20 protein-coding genes and 1 pseudogene are annotated in these 26,503 nt (G+C 70.9%); 13 read left to right on the plus strand and 8 right to left on the minus strand.

Annotated elements, in window-relative coordinates; all coding sequences use genetic code 11:
• The first annotated feature begins 12 nt into the window (after nt 1-12).
• Nucleotides 13-783: an SDR family NAD(P)-dependent oxidoreductase gene (locus tag NGF19_RS22460; RefSeq protein ID WP_252426926.1), complete on the plus strand. Its 771-nt coding sequence runs from the start codon at nt 13-15 to the stop codon at nt 781-783.
• 7 nt (nt 784-790) lie between these two features.
• Here NGF19_RS22460 and NGF19_RS22465 read toward each other — a convergent pair whose 3' ends face one another.
• The 3 genes from NGF19_RS22465 to NGF19_RS22475 form a co-directional block, all read right to left on the minus strand.
• Nucleotides 791-1,939 carry an ARPP-2 domain-containing protein gene (locus NGF19_RS22465; RefSeq protein ID WP_252426927.1) on the minus strand — a complete coding sequence of 383 codons (1,149 nt, stop codon included), beginning with the start codon at nt 1,937-1,939 and terminating at the stop codon, nt 791-793.
• Nucleotides 1,936-3,375, minus strand: a complete 1,440-nt coding sequence (locus NGF19_RS22470; RefSeq protein WP_252426928.1) for a hypothetical protein — start codon at nt 3,373-3,375, stop codon at nt 1,936-1,938. Before NGF19_RS22470 ends, NGF19_RS22465 begins: the two co-directional genes overlap by 4 nt.
• 322 nt (nt 3,376-3,697) lie before the next feature.
• A complete protein-coding gene (locus NGF19_RS22475; protein WP_252426929.1) occupies nt 3,698-4,894 on the minus strand; it encodes an acetyl-CoA C-acetyltransferase in 1,197 nt (398 codons plus the stop codon).
• A 409-nt stretch (nt 4,895-5,303) separates the two neighbouring features.
• Here NGF19_RS22475 and NGF19_RS22480 point away from each other — a divergent pair, with 409 nt between their 5' ends.
• The 6 genes from NGF19_RS22480 to NGF19_RS22505 all read left to right on the plus strand — a co-directional run bounded on the left by NGF19_RS22480 (nt 5,304) and on the right by NGF19_RS22505 (nt 14,176).
• Nucleotides 5,304-6,587, plus strand: coding sequence for a phosphatase PAP2 family protein (locus NGF19_RS22480; protein ID WP_308288515.1), 1,284 nt, complete (start codon nt 5,304-5,306; stop codon nt 6,585-6,587).
• Between the two features lie 143 nt (nt 6,588-6,730).
• Nucleotides 6,731-7,234, plus strand: a complete 504-nt coding sequence (locus NGF19_RS22485) for a hypothetical protein (RefSeq protein WP_252426931.1) — start codon at nt 6,731-6,733, stop codon at nt 7,232-7,234.
• Nucleotides 7,204-8,628, plus strand: coding sequence for a hypothetical protein (locus NGF19_RS22490; RefSeq protein WP_252426994.1), 1,425 nt, complete (start codon nt 7,204-7,206; stop codon nt 8,626-8,628). The genes NGF19_RS22485 and NGF19_RS22490 overlap by 31 nt, the downstream gene beginning before the upstream one ends.
• Complete coding sequence (locus NGF19_RS22495; protein WP_252426932.1) at nt 8,625-9,992, plus strand: VWA domain-containing protein; 1,368 nt, start codon at nt 8,625-8,627, stop codon at nt 9,990-9,992. Before NGF19_RS22490 ends, NGF19_RS22495 begins: the two co-directional genes overlap by 4 nt.
• A gap of 108 nt (nt 9,993-10,100) precedes the next feature.
• A complete protein-coding gene (locus NGF19_RS22500; protein WP_252426934.1) occupies nt 10,101-11,225 on the plus strand; it encodes an ATP-binding protein in 1,125 nt (374 codons plus the stop codon).
• On the plus strand, nt 11,222-14,176 hold the full coding sequence (locus NGF19_RS22505; RefSeq protein ID WP_252426936.1) for a DUF5682 family protein: 2,955 nt from the start codon (nt 11,222-11,224) through the stop codon (nt 14,174-14,176). The genes NGF19_RS22500 and NGF19_RS22505 overlap by 4 nt, the downstream gene beginning before the upstream one ends.
• Here the strand turns inward: NGF19_RS22505 and NGF19_RS22510 are convergent.
• Both NGF19_RS22510 and NGF19_RS22515 read right to left on the minus strand, forming a co-directional pair.
• Nucleotides 14,163-15,293, minus strand: a complete 1,131-nt coding sequence (locus NGF19_RS22510) for a PP2C family protein-serine/threonine phosphatase (protein ID WP_252426938.1) — start codon at nt 15,291-15,293, stop codon at nt 14,163-14,165. The genes NGF19_RS22505 and NGF19_RS22510 overlap by 14 nt on opposite strands.
• A 113-nt stretch (nt 15,294-15,406) precedes the next feature.
• A pseudogene (locus NGF19_RS22515) lies at nt 15,407-15,519 on the minus strand (alpha/beta hydrolase fold domain-containing protein); the annotation flags it as partial.
• Between the two features lie 56 nt (nt 15,520-15,575).
• On the opposite strand from NGF19_RS22515, the gene NGF19_RS22520 reads away from it, so the two are divergent.
• Together NGF19_RS22520 and NGF19_RS22525 are read left to right on the plus strand one after the other, a co-directional pair.
• On the plus strand, nt 15,576-15,881 hold the full coding sequence (locus NGF19_RS22520) for a hypothetical protein (RefSeq protein WP_252426940.1): 306 nt from the start codon (nt 15,576-15,578) through the stop codon (nt 15,879-15,881).
• Nucleotides 15,882-16,030: 149 nt separating this feature from the next.
• Entirely contained in the window at nt 16,031-17,890 is a 1,860-nt protein-coding gene (locus NGF19_RS22525; RefSeq protein WP_252426942.1) for a thiamine pyrophosphate-binding protein, read from the plus strand.
• A 32-nt stretch (nt 17,891-17,922) separates the two neighbouring features.
• Here the strand turns inward: NGF19_RS22525 and NGF19_RS22530 are convergent, their stop codons facing one another.
• The 3 genes from NGF19_RS22530 to NGF19_RS22540 are packed head-to-tail and all read right to left on the minus strand — an operon-like array spanning nt 17,923 to nt 21,967.
• On the minus strand, nt 17,923-19,341 hold the full coding sequence (locus NGF19_RS22530; RefSeq protein ID WP_252426944.1) for a mannitol dehydrogenase family protein: 1,419 nt from the start codon (nt 19,339-19,341) through the stop codon (nt 17,923-17,925).
• Complete coding sequence (manD, locus tag NGF19_RS22535) at nt 19,338-20,546, minus strand: D-mannonate dehydratase ManD (RefSeq protein WP_252426946.1); 1,209 nt, start codon at nt 20,544-20,546, stop codon at nt 19,338-19,340. Before manD ends, NGF19_RS22530 begins: the two co-directional genes overlap by 4 nt.
• A gap of 29 nt (nt 20,547-20,575) precedes the next feature.
• On the minus strand, nt 20,576-21,967 hold the full coding sequence (locus NGF19_RS22540; protein ID WP_252426947.1) for an MFS transporter: 1,392 nt from the start codon (nt 21,965-21,967) through the stop codon (nt 20,576-20,578).
• A gap of 164 nt (nt 21,968-22,131) precedes the next feature.
• Here NGF19_RS22540 and NGF19_RS22545 point away from each other — a divergent pair, with 164 nt between their 5' ends.
• From NGF19_RS22545 to NGF19_RS22560, 4 genes are all read left to right on the plus strand, one after another.
• Nucleotides 22,132-22,881 (plus strand): GntR family transcriptional regulator, encoded by a 750-nt coding sequence (locus tag NGF19_RS22545; RefSeq protein ID WP_252426949.1) that lies wholly within the window; start codon nt 22,132-22,134, stop codon nt 22,879-22,881.
• 118 nt (nt 22,882-22,999) lie between these two features.
• Nucleotides 23,000-23,701 carry a bifunctional 4-hydroxy-2-oxoglutarate aldolase/2-dehydro-3-deoxy-phosphogluconate aldolase gene (locus tag NGF19_RS22550; protein WP_252426951.1) on the plus strand — a complete coding sequence of 234 codons (702 nt, stop codon included), beginning with the start codon at nt 23,000-23,002 and terminating at the stop codon, nt 23,699-23,701.
• Nucleotides 23,694-24,674, plus strand: coding sequence for a sugar kinase (locus NGF19_RS22555; RefSeq protein WP_252426953.1), 981 nt, complete (start codon nt 23,694-23,696; stop codon nt 24,672-24,674). The genes NGF19_RS22550 and NGF19_RS22555 overlap by 8 nt, the downstream gene beginning before the upstream one ends.
• Before the next feature lie 111 nt (nt 24,675-24,785).
• Complete coding sequence (locus NGF19_RS22560; protein ID WP_252426955.1) at nt 24,786-26,432, plus strand: amidase; 1,647 nt, start codon at nt 24,786-24,788, stop codon at nt 26,430-26,432.
• Nucleotides 26,433-26,503 lie beyond the last annotated feature (71 nt).

The following is a 26,503-nucleotide window of genomic DNA, read 5'->3' on the forward strand; positions in this document are numbered from 1 at the left end:
AAGGACCACGTCATGTCTGCTCCCGTCGTCCTCATCACCGGCGCGCTCACCGGGATCGGCCGCGCGACCGCCCTCGCCTACGCCCGCGACGGTGCGAACGTGGTGGTCGGCGGACGCCACCAGGACAAGGGAGACGCACTTGTCGAGGAACTCCGACGCGAGGGCGGGCAGGGCCTGTTCGTGAAGGCGGACGTGCGCCATGACGCCGAGGTACGCAACCTGGTCGACCGCGCGGTGGAACACTTCGGACGGCTCGACGTCGCCTTCAACAACGCCGGTACCGAGGGCAAGCTCGCCCCGCTCACAGGGGTGACCGACGAGACGTACGAGAACACCTTCGACACCAACGTGAAGGGCACCCTGCTGAGCCTGAAGCACGAGTTCCGGGCCATGCAGACGCAGGACGGCGGCGGCAGCATCATCAACGTCAGCTCCGTCTACGGCCTGGTGGGCTACCCCGGGTTCGCTCTGTATGTCGGCAGCAAGCACGCCGTCGTCGGTATCACCAAGACCGCGGCCCTGGAGGGCGCCAGACACGGCATCCGTGTCAACGCCGTGGCCCCCGGCTACACACGGACCGAGATGTACGAGCGCGCCACCGGCAGCGACGCCGTACGCGACGCCGTCGACTCCGTTCTGCCGATGGGCCGTGCGGCCGTCCCCGACGAGATCGCGGCGGCCGTACAGTACTTGGGCTCCGACAAGGCCTCTTACATCACCGGCCGGACGCTCGCTCTGGACGGCGGCCTGCTGGCGGGCGCACCCCTCTTCCCCAACACCTGACGCGGCATCAGAACCGTTGTCGTCGCTTGCGGTATCCGTCCAAGACGTCCTGGCGGAGCAGGTGACCGAAGCCTGCGGACTCCAGTCGCAGCCCCAACTGGGCCTCGGTGATGCCGAGATCGACCGCCGTGTCTGCCAAGTGCCAGTTGTTGGCGGCGAGTCTGCTCAGCAGGTGGCCGCGGCGGACCTGGTTCTCCGACAGGCGGAACGTCTTGAGGTAGGCGATCCTGCCGGTGTCGTCGGTGATGGCCTCGCCGATGTGGTTCTCCTGCTTGGGCCGGAACGTCGGCAGGAAGCGGGAGAGCGTGAAGCGTCCCATCCGGTAGACCGTCTGCCAGGCGTACGTGTGCTCCAGCAGGCCGGTCGGCATGGTCGTGTCGTGGAAGCGCGCCCAGGCGTCCTCCTGTTCGGCGACCGCCGTGCGCAGATGGGCCAGGGAGCGGATGTGCGCGTCAGGTATGCGCGCCCGGAAGTCCTGCACCGGCGGCATCAACGTGACGTAGTGGTGGATCAGTTCGCCGTACAGGTCCTGCAGGAGTGTGGGGTGGAGTGTGCGGTAGTCGTCGGGATGCGGGACCACGAACACAGCCGCGAGCGCGTCGGCGACGTAGACCAGTACGCCGCATTGGCCGGGGTGGATCTCGAAGACGCGCAGTGCGTCGGAGGGTTCGCGTATCTCGGCGCCCACGTAGGCTTCCTCGACACGCGGGGAGAGCCCTTGGCGGATCGCGCGCTGCGACCACTCCTCCCAGGCGAACGAGGGGCCACCGAAGTGCAGTGCCAGATAGCCTTCCAGGGCCAGATGCAAGGGAAGGAACCGCAGCCGGTCCCCGGCCTGGCGGCGGGCCGTCCTGCGGTGGATGCGCAGACCCATGACGGCGGTCGGAGCCGAGTCGTCGTCACTGGCGGAGAGTTGGGTGCCGTAGGCGGCTGCCGGGGTGCCGTCCCCGGTCCATGTGGCGACGAACCCGTGCGGGATGTAGGAGACATAGCCGTGGCGCGGGCCGACCTGGACCAGACCGGCCGCGCCACCGTAGAGCTGGGCGCGCAGCCGGAGATCCGCGACCGGTTCGTCACGTACGAGCGGTACCAGGCGGACGGCACCCCAAACCTGTGCGGGGCGGGTGGTCAGGCCGGTCAGGTCCAGTGTGGTCATCGCGCCCGCTCCTGGTCGTGGTCGCCCGTCATGCGGGCCGCGCGGGTGTCCAGGTAGGTGGTCAACTCGGCCAGGCCGGTCCGGCCTTCCGCGAACTGGGCGAGTTCCACCAGTGCGGGAAGGTCCTCGGCGTCACGGATACCTGCCGTGGGCACCGTCGGGGACAGGCGACGCACATCGAAATCGGCCGCGTCGTAGACGGGGTTGAGATGTACGACGCTGGTGCGGCGCTCGGGGTCGAGCCGGGTTCGCCAGATGCGCAGCACCTCGGCGGCCAGGCCGGGAGGCGCGTTGTCCCAGCCATCGGAGACGATCACCAGCCTGGACGGTGCGATGTCCAGCGCGTCGAGGATCCGTCGACCGAGCGGCGTCGGACCGTGCGGACGGGTCAGCAGCGCGTCGGTGCGGCCTGACGTCCACAGCCCCGTGTAGTCGTCGGCGAGGGCCGCGAGCAGATAGTGGCAGGCCAGGGCCACGGCCAGCGGTCGACGGCGCTTGTGCACCGAACCGAAGGTGGAGAAGCTGTCGTCCAGGACGGCGGTGACCTTGCCCCAGCTCCTCCGGTGGGATCCGGCCACTCGGTCGGCGGCCGATTCCAGGGCGCGGGTCAGTTCGGCACGTTGGCGCAGACGGTCCTCGACCGACAGCGAGAGCACATAGGTCGCCAACCGGGTCAGCGGCATCCCGGCCAGGTCCGCCCGTACGGCTGTGGCCCCGCGCTTGTGCGCGGACTCCTGTAGCCGCAAGGTCTCCTGACGGGTCATGCGCGGGGCGATGCGCTCCAGGAACACGTCGCGAGGGATGCCGTGCTTGGCGGCGAAGCCCTCGGCGGCCGTATAGGGCAGTTCGTACAGCGCGGCCTGTTCGTAGTGCGCGCGGCGCCACGTCTCCAAGAGAGGTGTCGCGTAGTGCTTGCGGGTCAGTGGCGCGAAGACGAACGTCCCCAACTCCTCGGTGGCGGGGACCAGATGGGCGTGGCGAAGGGCTCGCTTCAGGCCGCTGCGGTACTTCACGGCGTCGAACGCCAGGTCCGGGCGGGTGGACAGCCAGTCGCGCATGATCGCGCGGGTGCGACGGTTGTTCACTCCGGCCCGGCGCAGGGCACCGAACAGCCCGTACACGCGCTGCGGCGGCAGCGTGGCCAGACGGCACGCGATCAGTCGGCCCTCGCTGCGCCGCTGATCGGCGGTGGCCTCACCGGCGGTCTCCAGCAGATGTCGGATGACGAGGGCGGCGTTGTGGTCGTTGATGTCCAGCGCGAGGACCGCGGCGTACAGGTCGCGGTAGTTCCCCAGCATATATGCGTGGAGGAAGTCCAAGGACAGCCACTGCTCGCCCTCGTCGCTGTGGAATTCGCATTGACCGGTGGAGGTGATCGCCGCGTTGACGAAGAGCAGCACGTCGTCGGCCGCGATGAGGTCCCCGTACGAATCCATCCGGTTCTTTCCCCGTAGATGCCCCATGGGTGCCCCGATGGCCCCATGAATGCCCCATGGATGCCCCATAGTTGTCCATAGATGCCCATAGAAGTGGACGCCGGCCGGGGAATGGGGGCACGAGCTGCGAATCATTGCTTCAGAGGCAGGTTCCGGAAGTCGCACCGGAGTCCCGCGGCCGGCCATGGGACCGTAACAGAGCAGGCCATACGCGCTCTACTGACTTCCCTTGCCCGCGATCGGCCCGCACTTCCATCAACCCGAGGTGTGAAGTCGCGCCTGGTTCCGCCGATTTCAGGCCAGATCGCAAGTTGACGGCACGTCAGGCTGCCGCCCCCGGTACCCGTATCAGCAGTGCGTCGCCCTGGCCTCCGCCGCCGCACAGTCCCGCCGCGCCGAGGCCGCCGCCGCGGCGGCGCAGCTCGTAGGCCAGGTGGACGACGAGCCGGGCCCCGGAGGCGCCGATCGGATGGCCGAGCGCGAGCGCGCCGCCGTCGACGTTCACGATGTCCGGGCTGACGCCCAGCCGCTCGGTGGCGACGATGCCGACCGCGGCGAACGCCTCGTTGATCTCCACCAGGTCCAGGTCGCCGGGGACCAGCCCGGCCTTGGCGAGCGCCGCCTTGATCGCGTTGGACGGCTGCTCGTGCAGGCTCGCGTCGGGCCCGGCCACCACGCCGTGCGCGCCGATCTCGGCGATCCAGGGCAGGCCCAGCTCCTCGGCCTTGTTCCTGCTCGCGACCACCACCGCCGCGGCACCGTCGGAGATCTGCGACGCGGTCCCGGCGGTGATGGTGCCGTCCGCGCTGTACACGGGCGGCAGCTTCGAGAGGATCTCGACCGTGGTGTCGGGGCGCACGCCCTCGTCGGTGTCGCACACGATCGGGTCGCCCTTGCGTTGCGGCACGGTCACCGGGACCAGCTCCTCGGCGAAGCGTCCGGCCGCTGCCGCCTCGGCCGCCTTCCGGTGCGACGCGGCGGCGAAGGCGTCCTGCCTCTCGCGGGTCAGCCCCGCATAGCGGCTGTTGTCGTGCTCGGTCGAGACGCCCATGCCCCGCTGCTCGAACGGGCAGAACAGGCCGTCGTGGAGCATGTGGTCGATGAGTGGTACGTCACCGTGTTTGAAGCCCGCTCGCGACTTGCCCAGCAGATGCGGCGCCTGGGTCATGGACTCCTGGCCGCCCGCGACGACGAGATCGAACTCACCGGCCCGGATGAGCTGGTCGGCCAGCGCGATCGCGTCGAGCCCGGAGAGGCACACCTTGTTGACGGTCAGCGCGGGGACGCTCATGGGGATACCGGCGGCGACCGCGGCCTGCCGGGCCGGGATCTGGCCGGCGCCCGCGGTGAGCACCTGCCCCATGATCGTGTAGTCCACCTGCTCGGGCGCCACCCCGGCCCGCTCGAGGGCCGCCTTGATCGCGATGCCTCCCAGTCGGACTCCGGAGAAGTCCTTCAGGGCCCCGAGCAGGCGACCGGTGGGGGTGCGGGCCCCGGCCAGGATGACGGATCCGGACACGACGTCCTCCGCGGGTAGAGGTGTTGGCCACAACACGCCCACGGTACTGAGGAGTCGGGGTTCGAGCGCAGGGCATCTTCGGCGGTGTGAGCTACGGCACAACCGAGGTGGCGCCGGCACCGCGTTCGGCCCGGCTCACAACACGCCCTGACGGACCGGGCCCTGATCGGCTGGTTCACACCCCCACGACCAGTGAATCCACTCGGAACGTTCCGTTAGCATGATCCGAACTCATGACGAGCGTCCCCAACGCCCGTCCTTCACCGGAAACCGATGCTATCCGGAACGAAGAGTGACCTGATCACATAACTCCTCACACATTGGCCGAACGTTGATACCTAGAGCGTCGCGGGTGCCTTCGCGAAGAGACAGCAGTACTACCGTCGCCGCCTGGCGTCAACCACGGGTCATCCTGTGGGCCGTGGCCGGTGTGATCACCTTGGGCTTCCTTGTCGCGCTGGAGATCGTCGCGCGCGGCTACGGCCTGGGCGGGCCGATAGCCAACCAGGTGCGTGAGGTGATATTTCCCCCCAGATCAGGATTCGTGCTGTACGGCAGCATGGCGCTGATGATGGTGGTGCTCACCTGGCGGCAGCGGCTCGTCTCGTTCCTCACCGCGCTCGGTATCGACGCCGTCATCCTGCTGGTGCGCTGGGTGGCCGACATCAAGGTGACCGAAGGCCACCCCTTCGGCAACGGCGCGTTGTGGGTGATCGTGGGCTGGACGGTGATCGCCGTCACACGTCGCACGGGTGAGGACCGACTCCACATACTGAAGGGCGTCGCGCTCGGCCTGCTGCTGGTGACCGGCCGCAAGATCGGCGACACCTGGCTGCTCATCACGTCCAAGACCCGCCCGCAGGTACTCGACCAGTACGTGGCGACCGCCGATCACGCGCTGGGCAACCCGTCGTGGCTGGTGGGCCGGATCGTCGAGGCCACGGGCGTGGTCGGCTCCACCTTCCTCCACATCGTCTACGCGCAGCTTCCGGCGGCGGCGGTCGCCGTCGCGTTCTACCAGCTCCGCAACGTCGCGACCGAGCGCCGCTTCCCGCGCCACCACTTGGTGCACACGTTCCTGGTCATCGGTCTCCTCGGGCCGGCCATCTACATGATCTTCCCGGTGGTCGGACCGGTCTACGCCTACGGCGCCGAAGGGGGGCACTGGGCGCTGGCCGATCTGTGGCCGAACACGCTGCCCTCGATCGGCACCCCGCAGCACATGCCCTTCGACGAGATCACCCCGCGCAACTGCATGCCCAGTCTGCACACGGCGTGGGCCACCGCGATCTTCCTGCACTCCCGCAACGGCCCGCGCGCGCTGCGTTTCGCGGGAACGGCCTGGCTGATCGCCACGCTCACCGCGACGCTCGGGTTCGGCTACCACTACGGCGCGGATCTCGTGGCCGGTGTGGTGTTCACGCTGACGATCGAGGCGGGGCTGCGCGCGTTCGAGCGCGGCTGGGACCGGTCGGGGATCCAACTGGTCGCCTACGGTACGGCGGTCTTCACCGCGCTCCTGGTGGCCTACCGGTATCTGCCGACGCAGATGGCCGCGTACCCCTGGGTGTTCGGACCGCTTCTCCTGCTGGCGCTCGCCTCGGTGATCCACCTCTATGTGCGGACCACCAGACTGTGGGACCCGAAGGCCGCGCCGGTACCCCAGCCACAGCCGCAGCCCGAACCGGCCTGAGCAGGGCGGGTGCTGAAGGGCGCCCGCTCGGGCCGCTTCCCTGCCGTGCCGGAGGGCGTTGTCAGTGGGCGGAGTTAGGTTCGTTCCTGTTCCGCCGACCTGGCGTGAACGCCCCCTTGTTCTGCCTGCATGGGAGAGATGCGTTGCCAGTCTGGGAGAGGTCGAGCACGGTGCGGGTCGTCCCGCCCGCGCGACCGCGGAAGCTTGCCAAGGTGCCGTTCGTGGAGCTGGCCGACGGGCGGTTGCAGGGCGTGGTGTCCAGCGGGTCCGACATAGGGCGCGTGTACGTGTCCTCGATCGCGGCCGGGACGTACGCGTACGCGTGCAGCACCAACAACAACCGCCCCTGCGGCGGCGCGCGGGGCGGCTTCTGCAACCACATCCGCGCGCTCGTCGCTGAGGCCGTCCTCCAGTACGGCGCGGAGCGCGTCGCCCGGTATCTGAAGGCCGAGCCGGGCGACGGGGAACTCGACGGCGCCGGGCTCGTCGCGTCGTTGGCCGCCACGCGCCCCGCGCCGGGCGGCAGTTCGGCCGCCGCCCCGGTCTTCAGCCGGTTCCTGCGCCATCTGACCTATCTCGAACTGGAGCCGGTCACCGCGCCGTTGCCGGAGATGCACTGGTTCCCGTCGACGGGGGCGGTGGCCTGATGCGGACGGATCTGTTGTTCGACCCCGTCGACGGGCTCGACGAGGCGCTCGCGGCCGTGGACGCCTTCGACGGCGTCCTGGTGGACGGGCTGCTGCGCCCGCAGCCCGCGCAGGTCGCCGGTCTGACGGCGCTCGCCGACGCCGTCGCGGGCACGCCGCTGGCCGCGCGGGTCACGGAGGCGGTGGAGAAGGCCGTGGCCGGTGCCGCTTCCGAGGACCACTTCGTCGTGCTCGCCGCCGCGCGCACCGCCCTCATGGGCTCCGTCCACGACGCGCTGACGGCCCGTATCGGGGAGGTGACCGGACGGCCGCGCGCCGCGGAGACGGCTCCCGCCGCCGACGGCGAGGAGCACGCGGTGAACGTCCTGGCCGCCGCTCGCGCGTGGCTGTGCGATCTCGCGCGAACCGGCTGGCACGGGATCGATCACGATCTGATCGCCGGGGCAGCGCCCGTGGTCTCCGCGATGCTGCCCGACCCGCTGCTGCGGCGGCAGGCGGCCCTGCTCGACGGCTTCGCCGCCGAACTCGCCGCGTCCTGCCCGGGAACGGCCCTGGAGCGTGTTCCGGAGCGCCGCTGGGCGGATCTGTGGTCGCGTGCGCTGCTCCTGACCCTGCCGGGCGCCGCCCGCACGCCCGCCGTCTCCCCCGCTACCGGCCGCCTGCTGCCGCTCGGCGTCGATGTGCAGGAGCACGCGACCGCGGTGCAGGCGCAGGTCCACGCGGTGTTCGAGCCCGCCGACGGCGCGGCGCCGCGCCTGGTCCGGGCCTCGGTGTCCGCGCCGAAGCCGGACACCGTCGTCGGCGCCGGGCTGTGGCAGTTGCTCCGCCCGCGGATGTCGCTGCTCGCCGCCGTCGGCGAGGGCCGCTCCATGGAGCTCGACGCCATGCCCCTGACCGCCGAGGGCGACCTCCTCTGGGACGACGAGCGGGCCCGCGCGGGCGAGGCCGCCGACCCGTTCGCGACGGCCCGGGTGATCCTGTCCACTGCGACCGATCCCGTCACCGCCCCGCTGGACCGCCATCCGGCCCGGATCGCCGTACCCGTCCTGCTGGAGGGGTACGCGGCCGAGTCGGCGGACGACGGGACGCTGACGTTCGACCTCGCCGGGCAGCGGCTGGCCGTCGACACCGACCGCGCCCCAGCGGCGGGCCCGCTCACCGCGAAGGCCGTCGCCACGTCCGGCGCGTGTGTGGGGCTTCTGCGCTGGGACGCCGGGGAGTTCGTCCTGCAGCCGGTGGCCGTGGAGACGACCGTACGGAAGAAGACCGTCGCCGTGCACGCGGGCGCGTGGGCCGGTGGCACCACCGACAAGGCCGGGGCGCGGGCCGAGAAGGCGGCCACCGACGCCGTCACCGTCCTGCGGGAACGCGCGGGAAGGCTGCTGCGGAAATGACCGACCACGCCCTGGGCGGCGGACCCGGTTCCGCTGCCGCGCCGCCGACCGGGCCGGACGCCGACGACAACCGCCGCCAGGTCCTGTACTGGCGGCTGCTGGCCCGGCTCTTCGACCACGAGGAGCAGAGCGCGCTGGAAGCGGCGAGCCTCGCCGTGGTGGAGGACATCGGCCTGCCGACCGCGCTGCTCGACCCGGGCACGTCCGTCGACTCCGTCGTCCAGCGCCATCCCGAGCTGGCCGCCGAGTTCGACGGCCTGATGACCCCGGAGCCCGAGGCGGACGACGCACGCGACCGCGCCGCCGAGGTGCGGCGCGCCGCGCTCGCGTCCAAGCTGCTGCTCAACGTCTTCGCGACCGGCTCCGGGACGGTCAGCGCCGGGCAGTTGGCGCGCTGGCAGTCCGACAAGGGCTGGCTGGAGCGCGCGCTCGGCTGCTCGCCGAGCGAGCGGTCCGCCGGGGCGGCCGGCGGCGGCCTGGGGGCCGAACTCGGCTCCATCGAGGCCGACTTGGTGCACCGTATGCACTTGCGCGAGGTCCTGGCCGACCCCGCGCTCGCCGCCCGGCTCACCCCGAGCATGTCCCTGATCGAGCAGTTGCTGCGTGACAAGGGCAATCTCTCCGGGGTCGCGCTCGCCAACGCCAAGTCCCTCATCCGGCGTTACGTCGACCAGGTCGCCGAGGTGCTGCGGACGCAGGTGGAGAAGGCCACGGTCGGTGAGCTGGACCGTTCGGTGCCGCCCAAGCGGGTCTTCCGCAACCTCGACCTCGACCGCACCCTCTGGAAGAACCTCACCAACTGGAGCCCGGAGGAGGAGCGGCTCTACGTCGACCGGCTCTACTACCGGCACACCGTGCGCCGGACGACTCCCCAGCGACTGATCGTCGTCGTGGACCAGTCCGGCTCGATGGTCGACTCCATGGTCAACTGCACCATCCTGGCCTCCATCTTCGCCGGGCTGCCCAAGGTGGACGTCCACCTCATCGCGTACGACACGCGCGCGATCGACCTCACGCCCTGGGTGCGCGATCCCTTCGACGTCCTGCTGCGTACGAATCTGGGCGGCGGCAACGACGGACCGGTCGCCATGGCCATGGCCCGGCCGAAGATCGCCGAGCCCAAGAACACCGTCATGGTGTGGATATCGGACTTCTACGAGTTCGACCGTTCCCAGCCGCTGTTCGAGGGCATCGAGGCGGTCCACCGGTCCGGGGTGAAGTTCATCCCCGTCGGCTCGGTGACCAGCTCGGGACGCCAGGAGGTCAACCCCTGGTTCCGGGAGCGGTTCAAGGCGCTCGGCACCCCGGTGGTCTCCGGCCACATCGACAAGCTCGTCCACGAACTCAAGACGTTCCTCACCTGAGACGGCCCCGGCCCGGCCGCCCGCCGTCCCCGCGCGGGGACGCCCGCCCGCCGGTGCCCGCACGCCGCCGTCTCCCCCTGACCTGATCCGTACCGAAAGGCCTTTGCCATGTCCGACCTGCTGCGCGCCCCCGCCGAGATCAAGTACGCCGAGGAACTCGAGTGGTTGGAGTCGATCGACGACAGCCCCAAGCCGTTCTCCTGGCGGCTGTCCCCGAAGATGGTCCGGCTGTTCATCCTCGGCTCCGAGCGCGCCGACGGCCTCGACCGCGAGGTGTCGCAGAAGTGGTTCGGTGACCGGAGCTTCGTCGAGCGCTCCATCGTCACCCTCGCCTCCGACCGCGGCCTGCTGCTGATCGGCGACCCCGGTACGGGCAAGAGCTGGCTGGCGGAGCTTCTCTCGGCCGCGATCTGCCGCAACTCCACCCTGGTGGTCCAGGGCACGGCCGGTACCACCGAGGACCACATCAAGTACTCCTGGAACGTGTCCATGGTCATCGCCAAGGGCCAGTCACGCGAGTCCATGATCCCCTCGCCGATCATGACCGCGATGGAGACGGGCGCCATCGGCCGCTTCGAGGAGCTGACCCGCTCCACCAGCGATGTGCAGGACGCGCTGATCTCGATCCTCTCCGAGAAGTACATCTCCGTACCGGAGTTGGAGAGCGACGGCGGCGGCGACAACATCGTCTTCGCCAAGCCCGGGTTCTCGATCATCGCCACCGCCAACAGCCGTGACCGGGGGGTCAACGACCTCTCCTCCGCGCTCAAGCGCCGCTTCAACTTCGTCCGCATCCCCGTGGTGACGAACAAGAAGAGCGAAGCCGAGATCGTCCGCTTCCGCACCGAGGAACTGCTGCGCCGCCATCGGATAGAGCTGGAGGTACCGCCCACGCTCCTCGACGTCCTCCTGCAGAGCTTCGCCGATCTGCGCGCCTCGGCCGCCGCGGCCGGCAGCGACGACGAGAAGCTGGAGTCCACGCTGTCCACCGCCGAGCAGATCGGTGTGCTCGAAGACGCCGTCCTGCACAGCAACTTCTTCGGTGAGCGCACCCTGACCGCCCGCGGCCTCGCCTCCTCGCTGGTCGGTTCGCTCGCCCGCCGCGAGCCCGAGGACCTGGCCATCCTCAACAAGTACCTGCACGGGGTCGTCGAGCCGCGCGGCAAGGAAGAGGGCGGCTCCTGGCCCGAGTTCCTGGAGGGCGGCCGGGACGCGATCGCCAAGCTGTCATGAGCGACGTTCCCGAGAGCCACGAGCACGAGAGCCGCGAGCACGAGAGCCGTACGACCGCGACCCCGTTCGCGGCCCTGCGCGGTCAACTGCACGAGGCGGCAACGCGGTTCGCCGACGGTCCCGAGGCGCTGGAGGGCCTCCTCCTGGGCATGGTCGACGACGTCGACCGCGCGCTGGGCGAGCGCCTGGAGATCTTCCCCGTCTGCCACCACTCCCCCGCCTCGGCCCTCGCGATGGCCCGCCGGCTGCGCGAGAAGCAGCCGAAGGTGGTCTATCTGGAGCTGTGCGAGGACATGGCGCCGCTCCTGACCGAACTGCGCAACTGCCGACTGCCGGTGGCCGTGCAGGCGTTCGCGAGCGAGATCGAGGGCCTGCCCGCCGAGTGGGCCCCGCTGTCGGTCGTCGCGCCGATCACGGAAGCCTCCGCCGAGTACCAGGCCATCTCCTACGCGCTGGACACGCCCGGCGTCGAACTCGTCCTCGTGGACCGTTCGTCCGACCACGTCTTCCAGTGGGACTCCCGGCACGAGCAGCCGAAGGAGCCGAAGGAGCCGACCGGCGAGGACACGGCGAGCCCCGCCGCCGAACCGGCCGAGGCCGCGCTGCACGGCGAGGCCGTCGGCGTCGAGATCGGCGATCTCCGGCCGCGCTTCGCCGAGTTGGAGGAGCATCTGCTGCGCCACGGCAAGGTGCGGCACTGGTCGGAGTGGTGGCATCAGTACGTCGAAGTGCCGCTCGGCGACAGCGATCACGACACCTACCGCCAGGTCATGTTCCTCATCGGCAGCCTGTTCCGGCGGCTCGCCCCGGGCGACGGGGACCGGGTGCGCGTGGACGAGGACCGCGAGCGGTACATGTGGACCCGGATGCGCGCGCACCTGCGCGCGACCGGCGCCGACCCGGAGGACTGCCTGTACATCTGCGGTGCCTTCCACGCGGCCAGCCGCGTCAAGGAGTTCGGCGTCCAGGGCACCGACACCTTCGCCATCTCCCCGCGCACGGCGACCCGTTGGCAGTACGGCCTGATCCCGTCGAGCCACGCGGCGATCGAGGCGCAGTTCGGCCTCGCCTCCGGGTCGGTGTCGATCGCCGCGACGCAGTGGGCGAAGAACCTCAAGCGCACCCGCGTGAAGCCGTACCGTCTGCAAGGGCAGGCCGGGACGAAGAAGGAGCGGCCCACGAAGGCCTCGGCGCCCGCGCCCGTCGTCCCCGCCGCGGCCACGGACCAGCTCTCCGGCTTCCTGAGCCGGCCACCGGTACTCGACACGCTGGACGAGGCCGAACTGCTCGGCTGGTCCGTGGACATCACCCGCGCCGCGCGCCGCAACGGCTATCTCGCCTCCACCGCCGACGCCATCGCGGTGTTCGAGACGTCGATCCTGCTCGCCGGGGTGCGGGACCGGGCCAAGCCGACGCCGTACGACTTCCAGGACGCGGCGATCACCTGCATCGAGAAGGACACCGTCCCCGGACGGCGGGACGTACGCCGTCTGGTCGAGATCATGATGGGCGGGGACCGGATCGGCCAGGTCGGCTACGACGCGCTGCCGCCCCTCGCCCGCGACGTCCATGACCGGCTGGCGCCGCTGGAGCTGAACCTCCAGCAGCGCGGGGTGCGCCGCGCCCTGCTCGACATGGCGTCGCATCCGGAGCTGCGGGCCTGCTCGGACGTGCTCTGGATCCTGCGCAGGCTGATGCCGGCCGGGGCCGCACGGCCCATCATGGGCGAGCGGCGCCTGGGCGAGCGGTCCATCCAGGAGTCATGGGACCTCTCGCTCGGCACACATCAGCGGGCGCTCATCGAACTCGGCTACGAGGGCGTGAGCCTGGAGCAGGTGCTGGAGCAGCGGCTGCGGCGCGCCGCGTACGGGCCACAGGCGACGACGGCGCAGGTGCTGGCGGCGCTCGAGGACGCGACGCTCCACCTCACCGGCCGCCGTCTGGCCGACGAGCTGGGCGCCCGCGCGCTGGAGGTCCTCGCGTCCGAGCGCACCGTCGACGGGGCGCCCGAGGTGCTGCGCCGCATACGCGGACTGCTGGCGTACTACCGCACCCATGAGCCCGTGCTGCCCGCGTGGATCGAGTCGTTCGTCAAGGCCGGGTACGCCCACTACTGCACCCTGCTGCCGATGGCCTTCGCCGACGAGGATGCCTCCGTGCGCCATGTGGCGGCGATGCTGGGCTTCCTGTTCAGCATGGAGGGCCTCGCGCTCTCGCTGGGCTGCGACCGGACCCAGCTCGAGCTGGCCGTCGCCCAGTCGCATCCGAAGGATCAGGCGAAGACGGCCCTGCTGTGGGCGGCGCAGGTGCAGCTCGGCACCCTCTCGCGGGAGCAGGTGCGGACCTGCTGCGCCGAGTTGCTGGCCAACCCGCTGGTGGTGCCCTCCTACCCGCAGTACCTCAGCGGCTTCGTCCACGCCTTGGAGCCGGTGCCGGGCCTGGCGGATGTGGTGGTGGAGGCCGTGTCGAACGCGTTCGGGCGGCTTCCGGACGCCGTGCTGCTGCCGTGGCTGCCGGTCCTGATCACCACGCTGCGGTCGAACGCGGCGGAGCTGGCCCCGTTGCTCATTCGCGAGGCCGGGCGGATCTTCCCGGCGCGGCTCGCGGCACTGGACACCTGGGTGCCGCCCTGGCGGCAACAGCAGCCGACAGCAGCGGCCTCGCACGGCCTCGCCTCCGAGGGGGTGGCGCTGCTCCCGGCCCACCCCGCGACCTGCGACGCGGTCGCGGATCTCCTGGGCTGCACGGACGGCTGGGGGGCGCGGGCCGAGGAGGGGGCTCGGGGCGCACGGCTGCTCCCCGCGTATCCGGCGACGTGCGACGCGCTGGCGGATCTCCTGGGCTGCGACGCCCCGTGGTCGTCGGCCACCCGGCCGCCCGGCACCGCGGCGCTGACGGCCGAGTACCCCGACACGGCGCAAGCGCTGGCGGAGCTGCTCACCGGCCCGTGACACCGGCATCGGCCGCCGGGGCATCGCGCCCCGGCGGCCGTGGCCGCTCGATCGGGAGGCGTTCGACGGCGATGAGGGCGGCGTCGTCGCCGATGTGGCCGTCGGCGTGGTGGAGCAGATCGTTGTGGACGTACGCGACGAGGCGCTCCGGGCCGCCGTTCCCGTCCCAGGCCGCGACCCGCTCGGCCAAGGGGTAGAAGGTGCCTTCGCGGTTCCGTGCCTCGATGACTCCGTCGGTGTACAGGAGCAGGATGTCGCCGGGCTCGAAGCCGAAGGTGTCGACCACGTACTGGTCCTCGGCGGGGGGCATCAGACCGAGCGGGCACCCCGGGCTGCTCGCATCCAGCGGGCGGACCGTGCCCCCGTGCAGCAGCAGGGGCGGCGGATGACCGCAGCTCACGATCTCCACCAGGCCGACGTCATCGGGTATGTCCAGCAGCAGCGCGGTCACGAACGACTCCGCTGCCACGGGGTCGTCGACGGCATCGCGCGCCCACTTCCAGTACATGGCGTGCCCCAGGTGCAGCACCATGTGCAGCAGCGAGAGGTTGCGATAGGAGGAGCCGTGAAAGGCCCCGACCAGGAGTGACGTGTCCTCGATGGCGTTCAGCCCCTTGCCCCGGACATCGCCGATGACCAGCCGGGTCGCGTCGCCGTGGCGTACCGACGCGTACAGATCGCCGCCGACCTGGGCCTCCTCCTCGGCCGCGATGTAATCGGTCGCGATCCGCAGCGGGCCGGAGCGCCGGGGAAGCGGCCGGATCAGGACCTCCTGCGTGGCCACGGCCACGGAGCGTGTCCGTGCGAGCTGCTGCTCCTGCCGACCTCGGAGATAGCGGAAGGCGACCAGGAACCCTGAGATCAGCGTGATACCGAGGGCCTGTGCCTGCAGGCTCGCCGTCATCCGGCTGCCCTGGGAGACAGGCACGAGGATCTGCCCGGTCACGGCCAGGACGCCCATGACGCCGGTGAGGAGCGGACCGGCGAAGGACGCGGTGAGGGCGGGGGCGACGACCAGCAGGGGGCCGAGCTGGATACCCGGGGTCAGGATGTCCGTGATCGTGATCGCGACGATCAGTGCGAGCGGAATCAGGAGCAGCAAGTGACGAGCCCGCACAGCCCGGAACCTTTCCCATATGTCCCGCTTTACGCTCATACCTCATGTTCGCATCCGGAACAGTTCGCCGCCTTGAGCTGTGGATGCCTCGCCCTGCGTACGCCTCAAGCCGTGGCGGCGTAGGCCTCGCCCTCGTCGCGCAGCACATCGGCCTCGACCGTGATCACCAGCGCCGGGGGGCAGGCCGCGCAGGTGCTCGGTCATGGACCTGTAGCGGGGACGCGGTGATCCGGGCGCCGCGCGACGACGAAGGCGTGCGCCGCGCCTACTATCGTCGCGCCTGTGACCGCATCACTGACGTGCAGGCAGACACTCTCCCTCGAAGCGGGGTCCGTCTACGCCTGGGAAACCGCGGCAGGGGCCACCGGGAACATCCTGATCGACCCGGCGGGATCAGTCGCCCGCCCCTGCTCGGCGGAGGGAATGCCCCTCGGCGGCATGTTCCTCGTCAAGAGCGTGGGGAACGTGGAGAATCCGCACCCGGACCCGGGAATCCGTCGCGCATTCCTGATCGCCGCATCGGTGATCTTCCAGGAGGCCGAACGGCAGGGACGACTGCCGGACAAGGTCACCCGCACCTACTGGTAAATGCCCCACCCCACCTCGGAGTTCCACCTCGCCTCGCAAGGAAGAGCGAGCACATCGAATTCCCGTTCAATCAACTCGGCTGGTTTTTTGAGGAATTTACCAACCATACGAACCAGGAAATCGTTTCTCCATCTCTACGATCGCGAGCTATGACCGAAACTCCACGGGACAACTCCGCCACCCCCGCATGCACAGTCGCCCGCTATCTCGCGCTACGGCTGGGCGAGTTGGGCATCACCCATCTGTTCGGTGTGCCCGGCAACCACCTCGGCCCGTTCCTGACCACCCTGCGGGCCGAGGGCGACATCGAGTGGGTCGGCACCCCCACCGAGGGCGGCGCGGGCCAGGCCGCCGACGCCTATGCCCGCGTCCACGGTGTGGGCGCCGTCGCGGTCACGTACAGCGTCGGCGCGTTCAATCTGCTGAACGCCTGCGGTGGCGCCTACGTCGAGCGGGTCCCGCTCGTCGCCATCAACGCCTCCCCGCCCTACGAGCAGTGGCAGAACTACCGCGCCCTCGGCCTGCTCACCTCGCACATGAGCCCCCGCGCGGAGAGCAACCTGGACGCCTACCGGCAGGTCACCGTGGACGCGCAGGTCATCTCCAACCCGGGCCTCGCCGCCGGTCAGATCGATGCCGCGCTCACCGCGTGCCTCTCCGAGCGCAGGCCCGTCTATCTGGAGGTCATGGAGGACCTGTGGGACGAGCCCTGCCCCGAGCCCGAGGGGCCGATCGTGTGCCACGAACGGCCGTTCAGCGCGCGCAACCAGCGCATGCTGGACGACGCCGTCAACGCGGTTCTCACCCTGATCGCGGAGCACCCCGGCCCGGACGGCAGGCCCCGCCCCGTCGTGTGGGCGGGCGAGGAGATCGACCGGTTCCGCCTCGGCGAGCAGCTCACCGAGCTGGTGGAGGCCACCGGTGTACCGTTCTGCACCACCGTCGGCGCCAAGGCTGTCGTGGACGAGGACCTGGCGCAGTTCCACGGGGTCTACAACGGCCACGCCAGCCACCCTGATGTGCACAGGATCTTCAAGGACTGGGCCACCTGCCGGATCGGCCTCGGCGCCTGGTCCACGTCGAAGAACCTCGAGGGCGAGCAGTCCGTGGGCGGCGACTGGGTGATGGCGGCGAACGGCGGTGTCAGCGTGGGCACTTCGTACTTCCCCGACGTCCAGCTCCGACACCTGCTGCCCGCCCTCCAGGACGCGCTGGTGAAGAGCTACGGCTTCGGGGGTCTGGCCGCCGACTACTACGCCGAGGCCCACGCCCACCACGGAGCCCAGAGCGACCGCCCGGCCGGCCTGGCGCAGCACCGCGCCTCGCTCCGCGTCAGCGGCTCGCGGTCCCGGCAGCCCGAACCCCTCACCTATGACGGCGTGTTCGACCGGATCAACCACTTCCTGGGCCACGAGACCGAGCAGAACTGGACGGTGGTGTCCGACGCCGCGTTCTCCCTCATCGGTTCGATGAACCTCTCCCTGTCCGCGGGCCAGTACCTGTCACAGGTCAGTTGGCTGTCCATCGGCTGGTCGGTCGGCGCGGCCACCGGCGCCGCGCTCGCCCCCGAGCGCGGGCACGCCCGCCCGATGGTGTTCGTCGGCGACGGCGCCTTCCAGGAGACCTGCCAGGAGATCTCCACTCACACCCGGCTCGGGCTGCGGTCGGTGGTGTTCGTCATGGACAACGAACACCTCTACGGCATCGAGCAGATGCTGGTGCACCCGTCCTACTTCGCCGAGCAGGCCGCCGAGTCGGACGGGGCGGACTTCTACAACGTCCTCCACCCGTGGCAGTACGAGCGCCTCGCCGCCGTCTTCGCCGGCCCGAAGACCCCGGCGAACGGGGTCACTGTCGCGCACACCTCGGACCTGGACGATCTGCTGGTCCGCCTCGCCGACCCGACGGACCCGGTCAACACCGGACCGCTCCTGGTCCGCGTCCGACTGCCCCGGCACGACTATCCGCGAGCGATGGCGTACAAGGTGCCGAAGCCGAAGGCTTCGTAGCAGCCCTCGCGGTCCGGGTGTCGCCCGGCCGTCTACAGCAGCGCCATGGGTCCGCCCGCGTCCAGGGCCGCGATCCGTTCGCCGACCTCCGCGACGAGACCGGTGTCCTCGGCGAGGTCCGACGCGCCGAGGACGGAGAGCAGTTCGCGCACCTCTGCTCGGGGTTCGCCGGTCCAGGCCGCGCGGATCCGGTCGGCCAGCGGGTCGTCCAGGTCCTGGTCGCGGGTGTGACGGGCCCAGGCGGCGAGGGCGCCGGTGAGCATCGGCGCGGACCCACCGGCCGCGCGGAGTTCACGCAGCGGGGGCAGCCAGCGCTCGGTGACCTTGAGCGAGCCGTCGGTGGCGATCTGCCGGAGCAGATGGCGCATCGCCGGGTTGGCGAAGCGGGCCACCAGGCCGTCCACGTACGCGTCGGCGTCGAGCCCGGCGGGCAGCGTGCCCGCCACCTCGGCGGCGTAGGCGCGCAGCACCGGCTCGCCCCACGGGGCGGCCATGGCGCCCGCGACGGTCTCCCGGCCGTCCGCGAGGCCGAGGCAACTCAGCAGCGTGTGCGCACCGTTGAGCAGGCGCAGCTTCATCATCTGGTACGGGGCGACGTCCGGTACGAAGAGCGCGCCGGTCTCCTCCCAGCGGGGGCGTTCCGCGGCGAATGTGTCCTGGAGGACCCACTGGGTGAACGGCTCGCCCACCACGGCGCCTTCGTCGCGTACCCCGAGCGCCGCGCTCGCCGCGTCCCGGTCGGCGCCGGTCGCGGCGGGGACGATGCGGTCGACGACGGTGGACGGGAAGGCGACGCGGGTCGTGATCCAGTCGAGGAGCGCGTCGGCGTCCGGCCAGCCGGAGGCCGCTATGAACTCGCGGACCAGCCGTGCCAGGACCCGCCCGTTGTCGGCCATGTTGTCGCAGCACACCACCGACAGCGGGGCGTCGAGGGCGCGCCGGGCGCGCAGGCCGTACGCCAACTGCCCGACCACGCTGGCCGGTTCGGGCCTTCCGGCGAGATCGGCGGCGACCGGCGGGGCGGTGGTGTCCAGGCCGCCGTCGGCCGCGCGCCCGTAGCCCTTCTCGGTCACCGTCGTGGTCACCACGGTGACGTCCGGGCAGACCAGGAGTTCCCGCAGCCGGGTGGCGTCGTCCACGGCGTGGCGCACCTCGGTGAGTTGGCCGATCACCCGGGTGCGGGGGCCGTCCGGGGTGCGCAGGGTCAGGGAGTAGAGCCCGTCCTGCGGGGCCAGTGTGTCGAGGACGGCGCGGGAGCGCTGGGAGAAGCCCGCGATCCCCCAGCCGCCGCCGTGCAGCGCCTCGGCCTGCTCGGTGTGGACGGCCTGGTGGGCGCGGTGGAAGGCGCCGAGGCCGAGGTGGACGATCCGCGTGCCGAGGGCGCGCGGGTCCACCAGGGGGCGGCTCCCGGCAGGGAGGGAACCGAGCGTCGCGTACGAGAGCCTGTTCACCAGTCGTGCACCGATCCGTCCGAACGACGGCCCACCGGAAGGTACTTGGGGTCGTACGGGAAGCGGGCCGCGGCCTCTTCGTCGAGTTCCACGCCGAGTCCGGGCGCGTCGGAGGGGTGCAGGGCGCCGTCGCGCAGCTCGTAGCCGGGCCGGAACACCTCGTGGGTGACCGGGGCGTGCTCCATGTACTCCTGGATGCCGAAGTTGGGCACCGTGACGTCGAGATGGACGGCGGCGGACATGGAGACCGGGGACAGGTCGGTGGCGCCGTGCGAGCCGGTTCGGACCTGGTACAGCTCGGCGAGGTGGAAGATCCGCCGCAGGTGGGTGATGCCGCCGGCGTGGGCGACGGAGCAGCGGATGTAGTCGATCAGGCGCTCGGTGATGAGCTGTTGGCAGTCCCAGATGGAGTTGAAGACCTCACCGACGGCGATCGGGGTGGTGGTCGCCTGCCTGATCTGCCGGAAGTTCTCCTGGAGTTCGGCCGGGGACGGGTCCTCCATCCAGAACAGGCGTAGTTCCTCGAGCTGTTGGCCGAGGCGTCCGGCTTCGGTGGGGGTGAGGCGGTGGTGGACGTCGTGCAGGAGATGGAAGTCGAAGCCGAACCTCTCCCGGATCTCGGTGAGATAGCGCGGGGCGAAGTCCAGGTACTTCTCGGTGTCCCACAGTTGCTCGTCGGGAAGGGCCGCCGCGGCCGGTTCGTAGACGGCTCCCTTGCGGACGCCGTACGTACCGGCCACACCGGGCACTGCGGTCTGCGCGCGGATCGCGCGGTAGCCGAGGTCCTTGAACCGGGCGACGTCGTCGATGAGTTCGCTCACCGTCGCCCCGCTGGCGTGGCCGTACACGAGGGCGCCCTCGCGGGCCTTGCCGCCGAGCAGGTCGTACACGGGCATGCCCGCGACCTTGCCCTTGATGTCCCACAGCGCGGTGTCGACGGCCGAGACGGCCGTCATGGTGACCGGGCCCCGGCGCCAGTAGGCACCCTTGTAGAGGTACTGCCACATGTCCTCGATGCGGTCGGCGTCGCGGCCGAGCAGCAGCGGGACGAGGTGGTCCCGCAGGTAGGAGGCGACGGCGAGTTCACGCCCGTTGAGCGTGGCGTCGCCGAGGCCGGTCACCCCGTCGGAGGTGGTGAGCTTGAGGGTGACGAAGTTGCGGCCCGGCGAGGTCACGATGACCTTCGCGTCGGTGATGGTGGCCAAGGGAGCAGCCTTCCCGGAAGCAGGGTGGATCAGTGGCTGGAGGACGTGGTGGTGGCGGCGGGTCGGGACTTCGCGGCGGCGGGCCCCCAGTCGGCGTACTCGACGCCGCCGCGCTTGCCGGGCGCGGTCTCGGGCATGAAGAACAGGGCGACCACGGAGACCAGGATCAGCGCCGCGACGTAGACCGCGACCCAGGTCCAGGAGCCGTCACCGGCGATCAGCAGCGCGGAGGCGACCACGGTGAAGGGGCCCGAGGCGATCATCGAGCCGAACTGCCAGACCACCGAGACACCGCTGTAGCGGGCGCGGGCCGGGAACAGTTCGGGGAAGTAGGAGGCCTGCGGCGCGTAGGTACCGGCGTGGCCGAGGGCGAGACCGGCGATCAGCAGCGCGACGATCACGGCCATGTCGCCGGACTCGATCGCCTTGAAGGCGGGGACGACCAGGACGAGGTTGAGCAGCGCGGCGGTCAGATAGACCGGGCGGCGGCCGACCTTGTCGGTGAGGCGGCCGATCAGCGGTATCGCGACCAACTCGCAGGCGATGGCGATCATCACGGCGTTGAGGATCATGCCGCCGTCGACGTCGTGCTCCTTGCCGTAGGCGACGAGGAAGACCGTGTAGAACGGGAAGACCGCGGCCTCGACGAACTTGGTGAACAGACCGCCGAACAGCTCCCGCTTGTGGTCACGGGCCAGAACCTTCAGCGGCGCGACCTCCTTGGCCTCGGGCTTCTTGGCCTCGGTCTCCTTGGCGGCCTCGAAGGTCTCCGACTCGTCGATCTTCAGACGGACGAACAGGCCGATGACGACCACGAAGAGGGAGAGCAGGAAGGGGATGCGCCAGCCCCAGGACAGGAACGCCTCCTCGGAGAGCTGCGTGGTCAGCAGGGCGAACAGGCCGGTCGGTACCAAGTAGGCCGCGGGCGAGCCGAGTTGGACGAAGCTGGCCAGGAACCCTCGCTTGCCGGGCGGCGACTTCTCCGCGGTCAGCAGCACGGCGCCGCCCTGCTCGCCGCCGACGCCGAAGCCCTGGACCAGACGGACGAGGACGAGGATCACCGCGGCCCAGATGCCGATCTGGTCGTACGTCGGCAGCAGCCCGACCACGAAGGTGCCGAGGCCGGTGAGGAGCAGCGTGAAGACGAGCGCCTTCTTGCGGCCGACGCGGTCACCGATGTGGCCCCAGACGAGACCGCCGAGCGGGCGCGCGAAGAAGCCGACGGCATACGTCGAGAACGCGGCCAGGGTGCCCACGGTGGGGTCGACCTCGGGGAAGAAGACCTTGTTGAAGGCCAGGGCCGAGGCGGTGCCGTAGATGAAGAAGTCGTAGTACTCGGCGATGGTGCCGACCACCGAGGCGCCGATGGTGCGCCGCAGGTCCTTCGGCGGGGCGTCGCCGAGGGGGATCGTGTCGCTCATCTTCCTGCCTCCTTGCAGGCTCAACAAGGCCACGTGGCCCGTCTGTCGGAGATGGCCCGCGCATCCGAGCCGTGGCGCGAACCGCGCCGAAACGCCACCGTGACCCAGTGACGTCGGCTACCATACAAGTACGTCAGAAATCGTCAAGTGTCGGAGGAACGACGATGGCCTCGTCCTCAGGACTGCACGCCGCACGGGCGCGAGGAGGCAACGCACGGCAACTGGTCCACGAGCTGCTGCGCGCACGGATCGTAGGGCTCGAACTGCCGCCCGGAGCACCGCTGTCGGAGAACGAGTTGGCGGCCGAGCTGGGGGTCAGCCGCACCCCGGTGCGCGAGTCGCTGATCCTGCTCGCCGAGGAGGGACTGGTCGACGTCTATCCCCAACTCGGCACGTTCGTCTCGCGGATCAGGGAACGGGACATCGCCTCCGCCCAGTTCGTCCGCGAGGCGCTGGAGTCGGCCGCGTTGCGCGACAGCGTCGAGCGGACCGATGAGCGGGACCTGCTCGAACTGCGGGCCCTGCTCGCCGCGCAGGCCGACGCCGAGCGACGCGCGGACCCGGAGACCTTCTTCCGTCTCGACGAGGAGTTCCACGCCCGGCTGATGGCCGCCGGGGGCCACCCCGAGGCCTGGTCGTTCGTGCAGCACGCCAAGGCACATCTGGACCGGGCCCGCCGACTGTCACTGCCGCTCGAGCACCAACTCGCCCTGCTGATCCGGCAGCACACCGACGTCGTGGACGCGGTGGAGCGCCGCGACGCGGCAGGCGCGGACGCGGCGCTGCGCGGGCATCTGCGGCAGGTGTTCGCGGACGTCGAGACGGTACGCACCCAGCACCCGGAGCTGTTCGCCGACGAGGACGCCCCGCCCCGGCCCCGTCGCGGCCAGCGCAAGCGGCCGACGGCAGGCTGAACCGCGCGCGTGCGCCGGCTCCCGCCCGCGCGAGTACGTGCTCGGCGCGGCGCCGGGTGCGCGCTCGCCCGTACGTACTGACCACCCCTCCCCACTCCCCTCACGAAGGAGCCGCCCCATGCGTACGTCCGCCACAGCCGACGGGTCCCGGACCGAGCCCGGACCCGGGCCCCGGCCGCTGAGTTCGATCCTCCTGCGGACGCAGGTGATCGCCGTCCTGCGCGCGGCGGACGCCCGGTATCTGCGTCCCGCCGCGGAGGTGCTCGCCGAAGAGGGCATCCGCAGCATGGAGGTCACGCTGACCACCGCGGGCGGCGTGGCCGCGATCGCCGAACTCGCCGCGGCCCTCGGTGCGGACGCCGAGGTCGGCGCGGGCACCGTGCTGTCCGTACCCGACCTCGACGCCGTGATCGAGGCGGGCGCGCGGTACGTCGTCACCCCGCACACCGACCCCGAGCTGATACGCGCGGCCGTGGCGCGCGGCGTACCGATCGTGCCGGGCGGGCTCACCCCGACCGAGCTGCGCACCGGCTGGGCGGCGGGGGCGAGCGCGGTGAAGCTGTTCCCGGCCTCCGCGGTCGGTCCTGGCTATGTCAAGGATCTGCACGGGCCGTTCCCGTCGATGCCGGTGATCCCGTCCGGCGGTGTGGACCGCGCCACGTGCGGCGACTGGATCCGCGTCGGCTGCCCCGCCGTCTCCATGGGCGGCCCGCTGCTGGGCGACGCGCTCAAGGGCGGTGACCTCGGCGAGCTGCGCGAGCGCGCCCGCGAGGTGGTACGGAACGTGTCCGAGGCGGCGCGGGAGGTCTCCGGTGGCTGAGCGGACGGAAGCGGCGGCGCGAGAACCGGAGCCGCGGGTCGTCACGCTCGGCGAGACAATGGCGCTGCTCACGCCGGACCGGGTGGGCTCCCTGGCCCATGTGCCGGGCATGTCGCTGTCGGTGGGCGGCGCGGAGAGCAACGTGGCGATCGGGCTGCGGCGGCTCGGGGTGGCGGCCACCTGGATCGGGCGGGTCGGCGACGACCCCTTCGGACGTACCGTCGTACGGGAGTTGCGGGCCGAGGGCCTCGACGTGCGGGCCACGGTGGACAGTTCGGCGCCGACCGGCCTGATGGTCAAGGAGCGGCGCACCGCGCGCACCGCGGGCGTCTGGTACTACCGCGCGGGCAGCGCGGGTTCCCGCCTCTCCCCCGCCGATGTGACCGCGGACGCGCTCGACGGTGCCGCCCTGCTGCACGTCACCGGCATCACCCCGGCGCTCTCGGCGACCGCCGCGGACGCGGTGCGGAGCGCCGTGCGGGCGGCGCGGGAACGCGGCATGACGGTCTCCTTCGACGTCAACCTCCGTACGAGGCTGTGGAGTTCGGCCGAGGCGGCGAAGGGCCTCAGCGACCTGGTGCGGGCCGCCGACGTGGTCTTCGCGGGCACCGAGGAGGCGGAACTCTTCGTCGACGCGCACGACGACCCGCTGGAGACGGCCGCCGCGCTGTGCGCCCTCGGCCCGTCGCAGGCCGTGGTCAAGCTGGGTTCCGAGGGCTGCGCGGCCGTGGCCGACGGGGAACGCCTCGCCGTACCCGCGGTCCGGGTGGACGCCGTGGACACGGTCGGCGCGGGCGACGCGTTCGTCGCGGGCTACCTGGCCGAACTCCTCGCCGCGAAGCCACTGGAGGACCGCCTGCACACGGCCGTCGCGACCGGCGCGTTCGCCTGCACGGTCCCCGGAGACTGGGAGGGCCTGCCGACCCGCGAGGAGCTTTCGTTGCTGACGGCTACGGAGAACGTGAGGCGCTGAGGGACGCGTACGGGACCGCCCCGGCGCGGTCGACTTCGGGGCCTGGTCGGCTGGTGGGGCAGACGCAGAAGCCTCTTGCGTCCGGCGGCCCTCCTGCAGTGGGCTGACCTCATGAAGAACACTGCGAAGAACACTGCGAAGAACGCTGTGAAGAAGAGAAGCTGTGTGGCGCTGACCGTGGCCCTGGCCGTGGCGCCCCTTCTGGCGGCGGGGGTGCCGGGGCAGCGTGCGCCGGCCGCCGACTCCGGTGCCGCCGGTTCCTCGTCCCCCACCGAGTCGACGCTCCTGCGCGGAGTGGACCTGGAGACGGTGACCATCCCCGAGTTACAGGCGCACATGAAGCGCGGATCCCTGACCTCGTCGGAGCTGACCCGGGCGTACCTGCGGCGGATCAAGGCGATCAACCCGAAGATCAACGCGGTGTTGCGCACCAGCCCGACGGCCCTGCGCCAGGCGGCTGCCAGCGATACGAGGCATCGCCTCGGCAAGGTCCGCGGCCCGCTCGACGGCATCCCCGTCCTGCTGAAGGACAACGTGAACACCCGTGACATGCCGACGACGGCCGGGTCACTGGCGCTGGCCGGAAGCCCGCCGGACACGGACGCGGAACTGGTCGTGAGGCTGCGCGCGGCAGGCGCGGTGATCCTCGGCAAGGCCAACATGTCCGAATGGGCCAACTTCCGCGCCGCGAAGCCGACTTCGGGCTGGTCGGCGGTGGGCGGGCAGACACACGACCCGTACGTCCTGGACCGCAATCCGTGCGGTTCGTCCTCCGGTTCGGCCGCCGCGCTCGCCGCGTCGTTGGCGCAGGTGGCGATCGGCACCGAGACGGACGGCTCCATCGTGTGCCCGGCCGGGATGAACGGAGTCGTCGGCCACAAGCCCAGCCTCGGCCTGGTCAGTCAGTCCGGCGTCGTCCCGATCTCCGCCGAGCAGGACACGGCCGGCCCCATGGCACGCAACGTCATCGACACCGCGATCACCCTCTCGGTGCTCAGCGGTCACAACACCGCGGGCGCCGACGCTGCCCTCACGGATGCGGTCACGCGCCCCGGCGGTCTGCGCGGCAAGCGGATCGGCCTGTGGCGGCTCCCTTCGCTCGGCGCCGAGGTGGACGCCCTGATGACCCGGACCGCGGCACAACTGCGTGCCGCCGGGGCCACGGTCGTCGAGGTGACACCGCCCTACCAGGACAGGCTCGCGGAACTCGAGTTCCCGGCCCTGCTGAGCGAGTTCCACCGGGACATCGACGCCTACCTGTCCACCCGCAAGGGGCCTCGCGACCTCGCCGAGCTGATCGAGTTCAACCGCACACACCCGGCCGAGCAGTCCTGCTTCGCGGGCCAGGAACTGTTCGAGCAGGCCTTGGCCGCGCCGTCGACCACGGACCCGCGCTACCGGGCCATGCGCGCCGAGTTGAAGGACCTGTCCCGGCGGTCCATCGACGAGACCATGGCCGCCCACGACCTGGACGCCATCGCCTCCCCGACGAACCCGCCCGCCTGGACGACGGACTGCGCGCGCGGCGACAACGACGTGATCCCGTCCTCCACCCCGGCCGCCGTCGCCGGCTACCCCTCACTGTCCGTACCCGCGGGTTCCGTAGGCGAGTTGCCGGTCGGCCTGCTCCTGATGACGGGCAACCACCGAGACGCCGAACTGCTGTCACTGGGGGCGGCGGTGGAACAACACCTGAACGCCTGGCGCACACCGCGATACCTGCCGTCGGTGACGTCCGACACCGCTCATGGAGAGTGATGTCGGTGCCGTGTGATGGGATGACCGGACTCTGCCACTGATCTTCCACTGATCCGCCGTCGATCTGCCCT

Origin of the sequence: Streptomyces macrolidinus (assembly GCF_023887685.1) — a bacterium.
In the GTDB taxonomy this organism is placed as follows: Bacteria; Actinomycetota; Actinomycetes; order Streptomycetales; family Streptomycetaceae; genus Streptomyces; species Streptomyces macrolidinus.